Origin of the sequence: Mucilaginibacter sp. L3T2-6 (assembly GCF_030519355.1) — a bacterium.
In the GTDB taxonomy this organism is placed as follows: Bacteria; Bacteroidota; Bacteroidia; order Sphingobacteriales; family Sphingobacteriaceae; genus Mucilaginibacter.
On record NZ_JAUMKC010000004.1, the window covers coordinates 292,844 to 308,205 of the forward strand.

Consider the following 15,362-nt stretch of genomic DNA (forward strand, 5'->3'; position numbering starts at 1 on the left):
ACCTCTGGCTATTTCGAGGAAAAACCGTAAGCTAAACTTACGTTCAACTTGCCGTTACAGATGTTGTTCAATCGGAATAATATCCCGTTGCCTTGTCTGTGCGCGAAACTATCAGGAAAATTATTGCCAGATTGTCACCTGTTAAAGACGCCTTGTTTAACCCTTATTGCGTAATGCGGACAATATCTTTAAGGTTGAAAACGAGGTACATATTTCCGGCCCCGTCCACAGTAAACACGGGGTTGTCTGACCCGCTGCTACCTTCTGGCCCAAATGGACCGAGCAAGGAAAATTTGGTCGTGAAAGTGGTGAGCAGTGTACTTAAAGAGCGCTGAAATATGATCATTTTCTACGTCCACAAGCAAACCTAACTGGTAATTCTAAAGAAAATTTCAGTCGTTCAGCCCCTTTAGAAAAAAGTCAAAAACGTAGCCTTTGCTCAAGAAATTTCCGAGTCAGCAGACCTCGCATAATCTTCTACTCCAGAATCAAATTATTCCCATCAATAAATTGGGAAAATGAACATCCAATAATAGTCCATTATGGTTCGAACTTGCACCATTAACGTCTTCAAATTCGCGCTATTTTTTTTAAATCAGCTATAAAGTTATTTGAAAACAGATCCATTATCGACCCAAAACGCCTCTCATGAAAATGAGGGGCGTTTTTGATAAAGGAACTTTCATCTAATTATCTTTCTTGTAGTTTTTTTCTATACAGATAGTCGGTTATTTTGAAGATCGCATAGTTCTTTTCCCTTGCATCCTTTATAAAAAACTGCTTTTTTGTTATTTCGTCGATGTACTGTCCCAGCTTTATAGAATTCGTCACAAACTTCAATCCGTCGTAGTCTATGTGCCACGGAGTATATAGATAATTGGGCTTATCGTCAGAATTTTCTACTATTAATATTTTGCCGTCCTGAAACTTGAATATTATTCGTCTCCAATGTCTTGTGGTGCTCCAAGTTCCGTCAACTTGCCAAAATGCGTTATTTACATTTTCCTGGCTGACGTTAAATAAGCTATCGGCAGCCGATTTATAAAAATTAAAATCTGAGTATTCACCAGGGAACGTATATAAATTATCTTCGTCAAATGGGATGAAGTCAGAGTTTTTCAGCTTGAGGCTCGTCTTATCTATAAACTTTTTAAATTGTTTAATATCTTCCTGAGAGATATCCAGATCTGCTATTGAAACTTTTGAAAATCTGGCATTTTCCACCACTCTGATTATATTTTGGACTGAGGACTCGTCAAGTTCCCGAACTGCGCCGGAAAGGTATTTAGCAGATGATGAGTCGTTATCGACAATAAATTTTCCGGACTTTTCTACGTAGACTCTGTGCAGATTATCCGCACTAAAACAACCCTGATAACCATCCTCGAAGCGAATTGAAGACACGCTTTTGTCGGCAAACAGTTTGTTTGGCAGTTTAAATTCAGTAATAAGCTTGCTGTTTGGGTCTATGTTATAATAGTTGTTCAAGCCACCGCCGGAAACAAGAAGTTTGTTCTGAAATACCGTTGCATTTTCAATTGCGAAGTCCAGTGTCATAAACCGGTACCATTTTTTCTTTGTTTCATCAAATCGCAAAATATCATTTTTGTCAAACCCGAAGACATTACCGTTAAACTGCACTTTGATACCGGGTTCAGTAATTTCAAAGTCGTCTGTAAGCAATGATGAAGAGACGAATTCATTTTTGTCGATTTTGTAAATATGATCCCATGTTAAAACAAAGAGTTTGTTATTCCTTACCCCAATTGCCCGGGGAGAGCTTTCCAGTTTTTGTTTTGATTCCCATGTTTTAAAGTATTCATTGTTAAATAATTCAATCTTTTGGTCATCGTCAACTGTATACAGGCCACCATCTTCTGTCACTTCGAAATCGACAACGTGCGGCAGGTATTTCCAATCGATATGCTCTGACTTTGTAATAAATACCTTGTTCTCCTGTGTAATAATGTAATAGTCGCCGAATATTCGTACTTTTTCAATCTCCGGCCGCTCTCCCTTCGAAAGGCGCTGATATTTTTTCTGACTTAAGGGAGAAGGCAGCCTTTCCCAACTTTTACAATTGTCTACCGTTCGGTAAATTTTATCCCAGGTGGAGCCAAATAGCCCGGTTTTTTCATCTTTCGCAAACCACACACATATAAATCTTAAATTCCCTGTTGCTTCTACTTTGTTAAAGGTAGTCCAGGTTTTACCTGCATCTGAGGTATAGTAAATAAGTTGTGAGCTGCCGCTTGCCCAGGCTTTGCCATTGTTGTTAACATATGCCGCATCCAGCCAGCTACTTTCGCCAAATACTACTTTTTGCCAGGTTTTGCCATGGTCGGCCGACCGGTAAACAAAGTCTTCGTTTCCATTATCCTGAATAAAGCCGGACAGCATCATTGTGTCCTCAGAAAAGAAATTTATTCTTTCAAAGGTATTGCCTATCCTGGAACTATAGAGATCGGGTGAACCGAAAGGCCCAATATGCCATAACGCTCCAACTTGTTTGGTATGGTATACATTGCCTGCTTTGGTCGCCACCCAAATTTCTTCTGACGGTGAAATACCAAGGTGGGATACAGCGCCCCAAATTGATAGCTTTGCCAGATATTCATTTTGGCCGAAAACGGCGAGTGAGACAAATAAAAAGATGAATGAGTTGAATATCCTTTTCATGATCGGAACTACCCTTAAATATATACAATAATTTCGCCATGCAGGCCGGAGTTTGAAAGTTATGTATTCCTTTAATTAATCTTTATCTTTAATAAATCGATTAACCTCCTGTATGATGAAAAGAAAGATACTGACAATTATAGCCCTGCTTGTTTCCTTTAGTGCAGCATACGCCTATTTTGCTGGCATCGATGGCAAGTGGTCTGCCATGCTCAAAGGGCCGGATGGCAATGAGTTCCCGATAACTTATACTTTCAAGACAGATGGCTCAACGCTAACCGGCACGCTCAGATCGTCTATCGGTACCTTTGACATTGCGGATGGAGTGATTAAAGGGGATAGCCTGTGGTTCACCGCCAGGGTTAATACCATGAATATAAAAAATAAGGGCAGATATTATGCTGATGGGGACTCCATAAGCCTGCGGGTTGGCACAAGGTTAACGCATACGACGTTAAAACGCGGCGCGGATAAATGATGATGTTTCATACCAGCCGAGGTTTTTAGCCGGGCGAACGGACGCTATTTTAAGTTGGGTTAACTGGCAGCCCTGCATTTGAAGACAAAGAACCTTCGTCCGGATATTTATTGCTGTAACTTTTACTTCCACGGGCAATCTTATCAATATATCATAGTGATGTTATTAAAAAAATGAAATATTATCTGTTAACTATTATACTGATTGCGCTTTCTCAAACCGGGTCAGGCCAAAATAAAAACCAAATTAACATCGGGACCATTGAAACAATTCATTCAGGTGTGCTGAATGAAGACAGAAAGCTTTTAATCTATACGCCCCCGGGCTTAAGTAATGATCCTAAAAGCGCCGTACGCTACCCGGTCATTTATCTCCTCGATGGAGAAGTTTTCTTTCATTCATTTACGGGAATAGCCGCCTACCTGAGCAGCACAGGAAAAATGCCGGAGATGATTGTAGTTGGTATCACCAACGTCGACCGGACACGCGACCTCACGCCGACCCACTCGGTTTACTGGTCTGACGGCGAGAAAGATGAAAGGGCTTTGCGCAACTCCGGGGGTGGTGAAAAATTTATTTCGTTTGTGCAAAATGAGGTAATTCCTTATATCGAGGCCACTTATCCAACCGCGCCTTATCGGATGTTTGTGGGCCATTCGCTGGGCGGATTAACAGTAATTAACGCACTGGTCAATCATTCCTCCCTATTCAATTCGTATGTAGCTATAGATCCAAGCGTGTGGTGGGATAACCGGGCGCTGATGAACAAGGCCGGTCAGGTATTTTCACATTCGGATTACGCGAACAGGATGCTTTTTTATGCGTCGGCCAACACGATGGATAAACATATGGACACTTTACGGGTAATGAACGATACAGCCAACGCCAATGTACATGTTAGGGATAACCTTCAATTCCGCAGCCTCCTGCAAAAGGACAAGACGAGTCGCCTGGCATGGCAATGGAAATATTATCCTGAAGATAACCACCCGTCGGTTCCCCTTATCGCTGGCTATGACGCCCTCCGCTTTCTTTTTAAGGGCTACGAACTGCCCAAGGAGATGAACGACCCGTCGTTAACAGCTGAAGAAATAAGAGTCCACTTTAATAATGTTTCTAAACTTATGGGTTATCAAGTGAAGCCTTCAGAAAGAACAGTAAACTTGTTGGGTTATGGCTGCCTTTCGAATAAGCAGTTTAGCCGTGCCTTTACCTTTTTTAAGATGAACGTAGAGAACTATCCGCAAAGCTTTAATGTGCACGACAGTATGGGGGATTATTATCTGGCAGTGGCCGATAAGAAAAATGCAGTAACAGCATTTACTAAAGCATTAACTTTGCAGGAAAACCCCGAAACACGTAAAAAGTTGACGGAGTTGAAATTGAACCATTTAAACTGATGATTATCAATAACTTATCTGTTTTATTTGGTTCGAGCCCATTGCTCTACTTGATGGTGCAAGAATTTCAAGTCAAATTATTATCAGTATAAATAGTTGTATATCTGAATGTTAATAAAAACATATTGGTTTGATGTTATATCAATACAAGCAAAATCAAAACAGCCGAAACATTCTCTCGCAGACATGCACAAACAAGTCGCCGCCTTGCAAAAAAACAGATAAAGTGATTACAACTTGACTAAACGGCAACCAGCTCCAAGGTTTCTTCGTTGATCTTAAGATCAGGGTTGATCTTGTGAATGGTTGCTACAACTTGGTCTTTTTCCAAGGCTAATCTGGTAGTTGGAATCAGATCATCAAAGCCAATTTTCAATAGGGCATGGATAAGTACAACATCACGCATGGAAAAGGAACAAGCACCGTTAATTAGTTCCGAAATATAACTTTTGCTGGAATGTCCTAAAATTTTTCCGAAATCCTTTTGCGTCAGTGATAATTCTTTGAGCTTGTCTTTAATGAGTTCTTTTCGTTTAGTAAAAAACATGCTTTCTTTCTCAATGATGGCCTCTGCTGCATCACTTTCCGCGATCAGTTCATCTGAAATAGTCTCGTATTCCCAATTTTCTTTCTCGTAAGACTTGATAAGCTGCTGCAATGCGGTTCGTTTAGAAGTTAACTCAGGATGTTCTTTCACGAGTAAACGCAACTGGCGATGAAACATAATGGCACGTTCATGCTCGACCTCTGAGTTGATCTTTCCTTTTTTTAATAAAAAATCCAAATCTGTCTGGATATTTAATTTTTCATGTTTCATATATGTCCTCTGTCTTTAAGCCATTTAGCAATAACAGCTTTATTATTTTTAAACGTTCTTTCGTATTCAGCATGATTATCTGCCCAAACGACATCTGCTATACCATCTTGTCCAAACTCGATCAGGATTAAGGTCCGGTGGATATGAATATCAAAAAAGTAGAAACCATCATTATGCACCTGGTCAGCGTCTGGCCTGATTGCTTTTAATTCTTTTTCATTAGTCCAGCTATTTGATTCTATATCCGTAATCAACTGATCTATAGCATTACACAGATCAGTGTTTCCTTTGTTTTTTTTCTTTAACTTCAATAAGCGTGTTTTGCCGATAAACTCCATATCCGATTATGCATAACAAAGTTCGGAATAATTCCGAACAATTCCAAGACGACTTGAATGACTTCGAAATGAAAAGCGAACGCTTTTGGCTGATCCCTTATTGAAAACTATTGCTCATCTGAAACAGCGGCAGATACATCGAGATCAATATAATACCTACTATCAACCCCAAAAATATGATGATCAACGGTTCCAGCACGCTGCTGAGGGTGCTGGTTTTATATTCACACTGCAAAATGGTATGACGAAGCAATATAACGGCATCATAGCAACGCAAAGTTGGGGAACAGCGGCAGCTTATTTGTAATTTTTTTCTACACAAGGGCACTTAGGTTTTGGTTTACACCAGCACCAAGCCCTCAACAAGGGCCTTTTCATATACCTCCCCGTTAAACTGATAATAGGTTGGAGCACGGTGTGCGCCGATGTGTTTTTTCTCTTCGAGCCTGGAGATAAGTTTGAGCGAAATTAGTTTGTTAGGGAAGTTGGTAGGATTTAATTTTTTACCGGATAACACTTCGTACAGCAGTTTGATCTCTTTTAACGTAAACTTAGGCTGCAGCAGGGTTTTGCCGATAGGGAAATGGTAAAGATCGATGCGCATGGAAAACAGGGCCTCCCGAACCATTTCAGCATGGTCGAAGCCGAGTTCGGGCAACTCATTGATAGAAAACCAGCGGCACTCGCTCGAGATAAAATCGGCTTTTGGCTGTGAGTGCACAATATCAGTTATCGCATAAAAGGCTACGGAAACAGTTTCGCCCAGCAGCCAGTTGTCGTCTTCAAACTTAAGCCCTGTTAGCTCGTAAAACTTTTCTTCGTCGAAAATTCCCTGAGAGCTATTACGGCCAGGGTTCCCGAACGTTTTAAACTGTTTTAAAAACAGGTTGCCGATACCTGTACGTTCTTCAGTTGTCCTTGCAGCAGCTTTGTACAAGTTTTCGGTCTTTTTTACAAATCCTCCCGGCAGGCACCATTTGGTAATCACCTTGTTTTTTACCAGCAGCAGTTTCAACTCCCCGCCGTGATAGCCAAATATAGCGCAGTCCACGGTTAGGTTCGGACGGTAATCAATATAGCCCTGCTCAAAAAAATGCTTTAAATCCTCCAGCGTTTCCATTATTCCCGCAAGTAAAAATTTATTTATTAAATTTTAATAAATGTATAAATAAAATTACATACCTTCATTTATTAACTTTTAATAAAAGGGCGAACAAGCCGTCTGTAATAGAAAGCAATCCAATTAATTTAAATTATAACACATGAAAAAAGTTACCCTGTTTTTATCCGGCATTTTTGCCTTTTTGTTGATTTCGGTAAGCGCATCAGCGCAAACTGCGCCCGGCTTTTATGCAGGCAAATGGGATGTACTGATTAAAGGAACACCCAACGGCGACGTGCACCTGATGTTTACACTGGCTGAGAAAGACGGAAGCCTTAATGGTACGTTTACTGATCCGGAAAGCAAAAAAGAGGTCCCGCTGACTAAAGTGGAAAGCGCAGACGGAAAAGTTACCGTGTTTTTTACCATATCGTCATACGATGTGAACCTTGCATTAGAGAAGGTTGACGATACCCACGTTAAAGGCAGCCTGATGGCCATGTTTGATGCTACCGGCGAGCGTGTAAAAGACGAGGCCGGCAAATAATTGCGGAGATAATTGTTGATTAAGGAAGACGGGTTTCGGCCCGTTTTTCACTTAAAACTTTTTATGGCCTTCACTACTTCTCCCGCGATAATTTCATTTCCCTTATCTGATGGATGCAGCCCGTCATAAGTGCAGTTAATGGCTTCAACAGGGTAGGGGTATTCATCATTCTTGGCGTCAAACGGGATCCCGATAGACTCCGGATATTTGTAATTTCTATACAGCCCGGTTCCGGGGTCTTTTAAACGCTTAAACTTTACAAGGTGCTTTATATCAAGCTTATTATTATGATAAAGATCGATAACCGGAACTTTTTCATATGCGGCAATTGAGTCTACAGCATGGCGACGGCCTCCAGCGATTGCCCGTTCTTGTCTTTATACGAGCCGTAAGCGTTGTTATTATGATCGAGAATGTAGATAAAATCATTGCGCTGCATGGGGGCTATCAGGATGATCTTAGCTTGCGGGTTAAGTATGTGTAATTTGTTGACGATGATCCTGAACGAGCCATAAATGGTGTTATTCCCTTTATTGTTTTTGTAATCATTTAATGTTCCGATCGGCCGGCCTGCCCACCAGTCGTTGGTGCCTAAAAAAACAGAATAGATATCGGCTTTAACCAGTCCTAAACTGTCTATTTGGCGGGCTATGCCTCCCGATGTCCAGCCGTTATGGCCCTGGTTTATATAATGGACGTTTGGTAATTTCTGAGTAACACGGGTTAAGTAACCTTTGGTTACGCGGTTACCGGTTTCGTCCAGGTGGTTATTCAGGTAGGTAATTGAATCGCCGATGGCAACCCAGGTTATTTCCTTTGGTTTGAAGGATGTAAACAGGCATACGGCTGTCAGCAGGTATAGCAGTTTTTTCATGATTGACGAATTTATCGATTATTATCGATGCAGTCATCCTGCACCGTCTATGGTAATCTGCACGACCGGGGGAAATTTTAGTTGCACCGGCGTTTAATTTTTAAGTTCTCCCGGCCGGAAAGATTAACATGAGCGCGCTGTTGTTAAACATTGGGTGTATATCCCCTTAGAACACTTACAATAAATTTTAATTACTGACGCAGTTGTGTCACCACATCTTTACATGGTTTTTCGTATATTTGAAAATACCGTTAAAACACCTATTGCTTTTATCATTTCAATGTAGTTATATTTGGTCACAACCAATTACTAACCTGACCTAATGACTTTTATAGCCAGCGTAATAGCGAAAGATGGAGTAGCAATAGTAGCTGATTCTTTCGTTACCACATCAGAGCGCTCCATAAGCGAGGACAAATTTCTTGTACACTTAAATGCCGCAGAAAACAAAGAAGCTATAGGCGTTGATACTTTAATTGGATTGTTTGAAAGACGACCATCCCATACGAGAAATTATGTAGATAAACTAATTAAGTTTGATGATTTTTCAGCTATCACCATTACCGGCTCGGCTTACATCAACGACAAAGAGATAAACGATGTTATAAAGGCCATAGCTGCTGAAATGACGGCCAATGAGGCGGAGCATAATGCGAAGGAAATTGACCAAGTCCTTAGTGAGTTTTGTAATAAAATAAAAAGTGAAATTTTAACTCATTTAGGTCAAAATCATTTTAGTCCGTTTGAGTTCATATTTTCCCATTACAACAGGAGAGAAAACAAACCGCAGGTATTCATAATACGAACCAAGTTTTTAGAAAAGGATAACTTCGATGAAAATGACCCGGATATTATTACTGTTACAGACCAATCAAATTTAGGGATTGTAACCGATGGGCAGGATACTTACGTAGACAGGTTAATATTTGGAACTTTATACACCAATATTAACCAAGTTAAACGCGAGGTTATAGACAAAGTTGTCGATGTATTGCAGTTAGACGAGGCGCAACAAGGTATTGTAAATACTGAAATTCAAAAATTTGAGTTCTTGCAGAATACGGTCACTAAAGATATGTTCTCAATAAATTTCAGGGAATTAAGCCTTCAGGAAGCAATCAATTTCGCTGCTTTGTTGTTAAAAATTGTAATGGATATACAGGTTTACACCGAAAAAATACCGACCGTTGGCGGTATAATGCGGTTAGCTTATATACATAAAGAAAGGGGATTTCACTGGGTTACAGGCAATTCTCTTGAAATACCAAAAATAATGTGATAATTAATTAACAAATAAATTTATAATTTTGTGATATGAAAGCGATTAGAAACAATGCGTATGATATAAATACATGGCACCAGGTGTCAAGTAAAATAAAAAACGCTGACTACGATAGGCAGAACGAAAACAGAGATTTTGTAGATAGGGTAAAGGCGGCTCAGGCATCAAATACAGATACCAAAGTCGCGGCCTCAAAAAAATAACTTGAATAACCCTGAGTTATCAGGGTTTATTTTTATTATTTTATTCCACAGTTTACAACTATCAATTATTTTATTTATATTTGAATATGCAATCAAAAAACGTAGATATTACCACCTTGCAAACGGTCAAGAATTACGCTATGAAAGAGAGCAAAACAACGTCTTATATTTATAAATTGATTAAAGAAAAGAAACTGGAATCTGTCGATATTGATGGCGTTAAATTTATTGACCGCGTTAAATTTCCAACAATCCCAAGTAACAAATAATTTTTTTGCTTAAAAAGTACACAGTTGTCAACTATAAAATAATACTATGAAATACACATTAGCCGATTTCAAAAAAGAATATCCAAACGAGGCAGCTTGTATGGATAAGGTATTTATGATGCGTTTTGGTGCGCTCAATATTGTTTGCCCTTGTTGTGGTAAGGAAACCAAATATCGCAGGGTTACAACTCGCAAATCATACCAGTGCAGATTATGATATCACCAATTATATCCTTGTGCCGGAACTCCATTTGAAAGAACACGTACGCCTTTGACTTATTGGTTTTACGTTATGTTCATTATGACAACCACGAGGAACGGCGTTGCATCTAATAGGTGCGTAAACTAATGGCTGAATATCGGCAGAACAAGCTAAAAGGGTAGGTCAGCCGTCTTGCGCTGTGGCATATTATCGTCCGGGTCATCCGATACGTATTTCTTTTTAGCAGGTCTTTTCTTTGCCATACTCAAAGTTACAAACAAAAAACTATCTAAGTAAGTGTCTTAAAGGGATATAGTCGTAAACATTGAATTAATAGTTTGATAATGAGTAAATTAAATACTGCCGGGATGGAAGGATGGCACTCATTTATCTGCCCTTTACAGTTTTAAGTGGCTGTAAACCTTTAATTGTCTTGTTATCAATTAGTTAACTCAGGGTTTCAGTCAAAAACTGTAAAGTACCTGTAAACCTTTGATTTTCGTATCCGGAATACCAGGTTGCGCTTCGATAATATGGGCCGATATAAAAATCGTTAACTATAAACTTCGTGCCTGGCCGGCCTAAATAGTGAAGTCTCATCTAAACCTCCTGCTAAAGGAAAGGGCTTAGCTTCGGTGACGGATACTGACAGGTCATGAGGTCTTACAAACCGTTGGTTTAGCTTAGCAATGTAACCCTGCAACCAAACAATCATGTTTTACCCTAATGAAAGTTAATTACCGCCTTTTCGCCTCCTCTATGTTGTTGATTTGTTCCGGATGACAAATTTTTAATGCTATCCTACCACCATTTCAACGGAAATTCAATCGCATCCACCGAGCTTACAATTAAATCAGGCTTAAACGCATAATAGCTAAGCTGTTCTTTTTGCGAGATACCGGACAGCACCAGGATGGTTTTATAGCCCATCTGTACGCCCCCCTGGATATCGGTCTCCATGGTATCGCCTACAACGGTTGTTTCGGCGGTTTCAAGGCCAAGATATTTACGTGCCGAGCGCATCATTACCGGGCTTGGTTTGCCGGTAACAAATGCCTTGCGGCCGGTTGCTTCTTCTATCATTGCGGTGGTGGCTGCGATACCCAGGTTATTCCAGCCCGGCTTTTTGGGGGAGGGATCGCGATTGGTAGTGATGAACTTGGCGCCACCCAGTATCATATCTACGGCGCGCTGCACCATTTCTAAAGTAAAATTTCGTCCTTCGCCAAGTACTACAAACTCAGGATCGGTATCAACCAGGGTAATACCGTTCTCGTGCAGGCTGGTTAATAAACCGCCTTCGCCCAAAACATAAGCTGTACCGCCAGGCCCCTGGTCGCCGAGAAATTTGCCGGTAGCCATGGCGCTGGTGTAAACGTGTTCTTCGGTAACCTCAATGCCCAGGCGCTTCAGCTTACGCACAGCTTCGAGCCTGGTACGCTGGCTGTTGTTGGTCATAAAGGTGAAGGGTATATTTTTTTCTAATAGTGTGGCGATGAATTTATCGGCGCCCTGTATCAGCTGTTCGCCGCTATAAATAACGCCATCCATGTCTATTAATAGTCCGTGTTTCATAAGTTACGAGTTTAACAATAATTTATCCTCATTACCAAAGATAGGATAATGCATTATAATGATGTCAAAATCGTAATAAAAAACGTGTATTGTTAATAATGTGATTAAAGAAACGATTTAAATTAAACATTAAGCTAATTTGGAAAAAATCAGTTGCCAGGCACAGGTCATTCAAAAACAGGACCGGGGTTAAAAGCAGATTGCGGCTAAATGCCCGATATATCCCAACACGCTTAACCCCGGTTCAGAATTATTAGCATCAATCCGGTATCATCATAAACCGGTTTAATCCCGGTTCTTCTTATGCTCCGGTTTATGGGCGCTGTCTTTGCTGGATGTCTGGTCGGAGCGTTGTCCGCCTGAATTGCTGATGCCGGTTTCTCTAAGCCGCTCGTTTTGTTTGGTGAATGAGCGGTCGGATGTTGAATTACCCTGCATATTACCGCTTTTTGGATTTGCTTGCGTTTTCATAATTATAGATTTTAGATGTATAATTAATTTCGCAAGAACCATACCGTTATGGCGGGGAAGACTTAAGAAATTTTTGAAATTTTGTAAGCCTGGCCTGAGACGTTGTAAGGCTAATGCCAAAAAAAATGCCCGCAGAACAATCTGCAGGCATCTCTTTAAAAAGCTAAGCCAGCTTAATTTTTCGGCACTTCGTCACCCTTACCGATCAGTGTCATAAACTGATCGAGTTTAGGTGTGATGATAATTTGAGTACGCCTGTTCTGCGACCTGCCGGATGCCGTGCTATTGTCAGCTATCGGGTTGTACTCACCGCGGCCACCAGCGGTTAAACGTTTAGGATCTACGTTATAGGTATTTTGTAAAGCCTGTACTACCGAAGACGCCCTCAGGGTACTTAAATCCCAGTTATTACGGATGTTGGTTTGCTTGATAGGTACGTTATCCGTGTTACCCTCAACCAGCACATCATAAGTCGAGTAGTCGTTGATAATTTTAGCAACCTTGGCCAGCACATCGCCGGCTTGAGGCAGAATTTCATAGCTGCCCGATTTATACAGCATATTATCAGCGAGCGATACATACACCACGCCTTTAAGAACTTTCACGTCCACCCCCTGGGCTTCGGCCGGGCTAAGCGAACGTGTCAGGTTATTGGTAAGTACCTGGTTAAGCGAGTCGCTTTTGTTTTTCAAGTCTACCAGGTGGCGGATATATTTATCTGACGCAGTGATCTGGTCGGCCAGCTTGGCAATATTCACGTTGCCCTGGTTATTGCCGGCCAAACATTTGTTCAGGGCGTCCTGCAGGGAGGCCTGGGTTGCTTTGGCTGCTGCAATTTGTTCTTCCAAACTGGTTACCCTTGCCCTGGAGCCGGAAAGCTCCTGCTGGGTAACCTGCCAGCTTTGTTTCAATTTCGCATTGGTATCCAGCGATTTATTGTAGTTTGCCTGCAGTTCGGCATATTTTTTATTGCTTACGCAACTACTTTGGGCTAAAACGGCTGCCAGGAGTATTACCGGCAGCAAAAACTTGACTTTCATAGTATATAGATTTATTGTTTTTAAAAAGATTATAACCCATTTATAATCAACACCCTATTAACAATACATTTTTGTGATGGTTTTAAAATTCTCGGGAACGGGCGCCATGCCCGGTTGGCTGAACGCAGTTTTAAACCGCCACCAAACTGAGCAGCCAATACGTTCAGGACGCCAAAATCCGGCTAAATTGGGTTAAAACGGGCGATTTTTAAACTGCTCTTGCTATTGGAATAGTACTAACCCTTCAATATTGCAGGGCTTTGCATTTTTTTGATTAAAGACTTTTTGTGGCCTGATTTTCCGGGCCGTTCCTTCTCAATAAAATTGTAAATTTGTGCGTAATTTAAAGGTGCATGGATAGCCTCCACAATAAAGATATCGGAACCAAACAAAAGGCGCTCGCTATCAATCTCGACCCCGAAATTTATGGTTCATTCGCCGAAATTGGCGCCGGGCAAGATGTCGCAGCCAATTTTTTTAAGGCAGGGGGCTCATCGGGAACTATTGCCAAAACTATGTCAGCCTATGACATGGTGTTTTCCGATGCGATCTATGGTACCCAGGCCGGCCGCCGTTACGTCAGCGAGCAGCGTCTTATAGCCATGCTTGATCACGAATACGGTTTGTTGATAGAACGCCTGGGCAAACAACGCGGACCTAACAGTACTTTCTTTGCATTTTCAGATACCTGTGCTACCATCAATTACCAAAAAACCAATGAAGGCCATGGATGGATGGGTGTTCGTTTTCAGTTAGAACCAAACGGTGAATTTAACGATGTTGTACTGCACGTAAAGCTGCTGGATAAGGATAATAACCTGCAGCAACAGGCTGTTGGTATTTTGGGTGTAAATTTGATTTATGCATGTTTCTATTATCATGAATATCCGCCGGTATTTCTGCTGTCGCTGATGGATAATTTGTCGGCTGATTCCGTGCAGATAGACATGATCCGCTTTGAGGGGCCAAACTTTAAAAAGGTAGATAACCGCCTGATGAGTTTGCACCTGGTAAAGTATGGTTTTTCGGATGCCGCCGTTTTCGGTCCGGACGGAAAAAATATGCAGCCTTCAGAGGCCCTGTATAAAAAACATGTGGTGGTAGTGCGCGGAAGGTTCCGTCCGCTTATTAACGTCCACATCGACATGCTGGATACCGGCGTAAGGCAGTTTTTGCAGGAACCCGATGTTGAAGCAGATAAGGTGATGGTTGTTACCGAGCTCACCTTGCAGGCCCTGAAGGAACGTGATGCCGGCGAGGCGGCCGAAATAGACGAAAAAGACTTCCTGGAGCGCGTGGATATCCTTTGCTCGCTGGGCAAAACGGTAATGATATCCAATTTTCACGAGTACTACAAGCTGGTTGCCTATATTTCAAAAATTACAAAGTTAAAGCTGGGGGTAGTTTTGGGCTACCCCAACCTGGAGTATATTTTTTCGGAAGAACATTACCAGGACTTGCCTGGCGGCATACTTGAATCTTTCGCTGCATTATTCAGTCGTAAAGTAAAGCTGTTTATATATCCAACCCTTCGGGACGATATTATCTGGAATTGCCTGCGCTTTCAGCCGCCCGCACATCTTATCGATCTTTACCGTTATCTTATCGCCAACAATAAGATTGAAGACGTACGGCATTACAGTGAGAAAAACCTGCACATACAGACGGATAAAGTATTGCAACTGATAAAGGAAGGCAGTGATGGCTGGGAAGAATTTGTGCCTGATGACGTTGCTGTCATGATCAAAGAGCGCTGCTTGTTTGGCTATCATTGCGCTGCAGAAAAACCAGCTAAAAAGACCGGCAAATCTGAAGATAATTCTGACATAAAGCTGGAAAAAGCTTAGATCAGTTGTACAGAGGTATATGAGCTGTCTGTGCCAGGCGGGCGGCTATCATAAATAAGATATAATTGCCAAAAATAGTTGGCAAAACCTTTGTAAGAATCTGTTTTACAGAAAGATACATCAAGCAAATTGAAAACGTTTTCAATTTGCTTTTTTTGTTGTATGAAATCGTCAAAAAAAGGCGTGTTTAACCTGCAAGAGCACGGATGTTATTAAATGGGGCAAACAAAATAATAAG

16 protein-coding genes are annotated in these 15,362 nt (G+C 41.2%); 8 read left to right on the plus strand and 8 right to left on the minus strand.

Annotated elements, in window-relative coordinates:
* Nucleotides 1-690 precede the first annotated feature (690 nt).
* Nucleotides 691-2,679 (minus strand): YCF48-related protein, encoded by a 1,989-nt coding sequence (locus tag Q3W13_RS07120; RefSeq protein ID WP_302862496.1) that lies wholly within the window; start codon nucleotides 2,677-2,679, stop codon nucleotides 691-693.
* A gap of 112 nt (nucleotides 2,680-2,791) precedes the next feature.
* Between Q3W13_RS07120 and Q3W13_RS07125 the strand changes: the two genes are divergently transcribed.
* Nucleotides 2,792-3,157, plus strand: coding sequence for a hypothetical protein (locus Q3W13_RS07125; RefSeq protein WP_302862497.1), 366 nt, complete (start codon nucleotides 2,792-2,794; stop codon nucleotides 3,155-3,157).
* Between the two features lie 173 nt (nucleotides 3,158-3,330).
* Nucleotides 3,331-4,557, plus strand: a complete 1,227-nt coding sequence (locus Q3W13_RS07130) for an alpha/beta hydrolase-fold protein (RefSeq protein WP_302862498.1) — start codon at nucleotides 3,331-3,333, stop codon at nucleotides 4,555-4,557.
* Nucleotides 4,558-4,798: 241 nt separating this feature from the next.
* Here the strand turns inward: Q3W13_RS07130 and Q3W13_RS07135 are convergent, their stop codons facing one another.
* Entirely contained in the window at nucleotides 4,799-5,374 is a 576-nt protein-coding gene (locus tag Q3W13_RS07135; protein ID WP_302862499.1) for a helix-turn-helix transcriptional regulator, read from the minus strand.
* Nucleotides 5,371-5,712: a type II toxin-antitoxin system HigB family toxin gene (locus tag Q3W13_RS07140; protein WP_302862500.1), complete on the minus strand. Its 342-nt coding sequence runs from the start codon at nucleotides 5,710-5,712 to the stop codon at nucleotides 5,371-5,373. The genes Q3W13_RS07135 and Q3W13_RS07140 overlap by 4 nt, the downstream gene beginning before the upstream one ends.
* An 85-nt stretch (nucleotides 5,713-5,797) precedes the next feature.
* On the opposite strand from Q3W13_RS07140, the gene Q3W13_RS07145 reads away from it, so the two are divergent.
* Nucleotides 5,798-6,019, plus strand: coding sequence for a hypothetical protein (locus Q3W13_RS07145; RefSeq protein WP_302862501.1), 222 nt, complete (start codon nucleotides 5,798-5,800; stop codon nucleotides 6,017-6,019).
* A 33-nt stretch (nucleotides 6,020-6,052) separates the two neighbouring features.
* On the opposite strand, the gene Q3W13_RS07150 is transcribed toward Q3W13_RS07145, so the two are convergent.
* Complete coding sequence (locus tag Q3W13_RS07150) at nucleotides 6,053-6,832, minus strand: NUDIX domain-containing protein (RefSeq protein WP_302862502.1); 780 nt, start codon at nucleotides 6,830-6,832, stop codon at nucleotides 6,053-6,055.
* 142 nt (nucleotides 6,833-6,974) lie between these two features.
* Between Q3W13_RS07150 and Q3W13_RS07155 the strand changes: the two genes are divergently transcribed.
* A complete protein-coding gene (locus tag Q3W13_RS07155) occupies nucleotides 6,975-7,361 on the plus strand; it encodes a hypothetical protein (protein WP_302862503.1) in 387 nt (128 codons plus the stop codon).
* A gap of 334 nt (nucleotides 7,362-7,695) precedes the next feature.
* Here the strand turns inward: Q3W13_RS07155 and Q3W13_RS07160 are convergent, their stop codons facing one another.
* Complete coding sequence (locus tag Q3W13_RS07160) at nucleotides 7,696-8,235, minus strand: SGNH/GDSL hydrolase family protein (RefSeq protein ID WP_302862504.1); 540 nt, start codon at nucleotides 8,233-8,235, stop codon at nucleotides 7,696-7,698.
* 322 nt (nucleotides 8,236-8,557) lie between these two features.
* Between Q3W13_RS07160 and Q3W13_RS07165 the strand changes: the two genes are divergently transcribed.
* From Q3W13_RS07165 to Q3W13_RS25210, 3 genes are all read left to right on the plus strand, one after another.
* Entirely contained in the window at nucleotides 8,558-9,514 is a 957-nt protein-coding gene (locus Q3W13_RS07165) for a hypothetical protein (RefSeq protein WP_302862505.1), read from the plus strand.
* Nucleotides 9,515-9,549: 35 nt separating this feature from the next.
* Nucleotides 9,550-9,720 carry a hypothetical protein gene (locus Q3W13_RS07170; protein WP_302862506.1) on the plus strand — a complete coding sequence of 57 codons (171 nt, stop codon included), beginning with the start codon at nucleotides 9,550-9,552 and terminating at the stop codon, nucleotides 9,718-9,720.
* Between the two features lie 315 nt (nucleotides 9,721-10,035).
* On the plus strand, nucleotides 10,036-10,206 hold the full coding sequence (locus Q3W13_RS25210) for a transposase (protein ID WP_368077625.1): 171 nt from the start codon (nucleotides 10,036-10,038) through the stop codon (nucleotides 10,204-10,206).
* Nucleotides 10,207-10,992: 786 nt separating this feature from the next.
* Here the strand turns inward: Q3W13_RS25210 and Q3W13_RS07175 are convergent.
* The 3 genes from Q3W13_RS07175 to Q3W13_RS07185 all read right to left on the minus strand — a co-directional run bounded on the left by Q3W13_RS07175 (nucleotide 10,993) and on the right by Q3W13_RS07185 (nucleotide 13,277).
* The gene (locus tag Q3W13_RS07175) at nucleotides 10,993-11,766 is read right to left on the minus strand and encodes an HAD-IIA family hydrolase (RefSeq protein ID WP_302862507.1); all 774 of its coding nucleotides are present in this window, start codon (nucleotides 11,764-11,766) and stop codon (nucleotides 10,993-10,995) included.
* A gap of 285 nt (nucleotides 11,767-12,051) precedes the next feature.
* Complete coding sequence (locus Q3W13_RS07180; protein WP_302862508.1) at nucleotides 12,052-12,237, minus strand: hypothetical protein; 186 nt, start codon at nucleotides 12,235-12,237, stop codon at nucleotides 12,052-12,054.
* A 173-nt stretch (nucleotides 12,238-12,410) separates the two neighbouring features.
* Nucleotides 12,411-13,277 (minus strand): flagellar motor protein MotB, encoded by an 867-nt coding sequence (locus Q3W13_RS07185; protein WP_302862509.1) that lies wholly within the window; start codon nucleotides 13,275-13,277, stop codon nucleotides 12,411-12,413.
* Between the two features lie 353 nt (nucleotides 13,278-13,630).
* Between Q3W13_RS07185 and Q3W13_RS07190 the strand changes: the two genes are divergently transcribed.
* Nucleotides 13,631-15,124 (plus strand): TonB-dependent receptor, encoded by a 1,494-nt coding sequence (locus Q3W13_RS07190; protein ID WP_302862510.1) that lies wholly within the window; start codon nucleotides 13,631-13,633, stop codon nucleotides 15,122-15,124.
* Nucleotides 15,125-15,362: the final 238 nt, after the last annotated feature.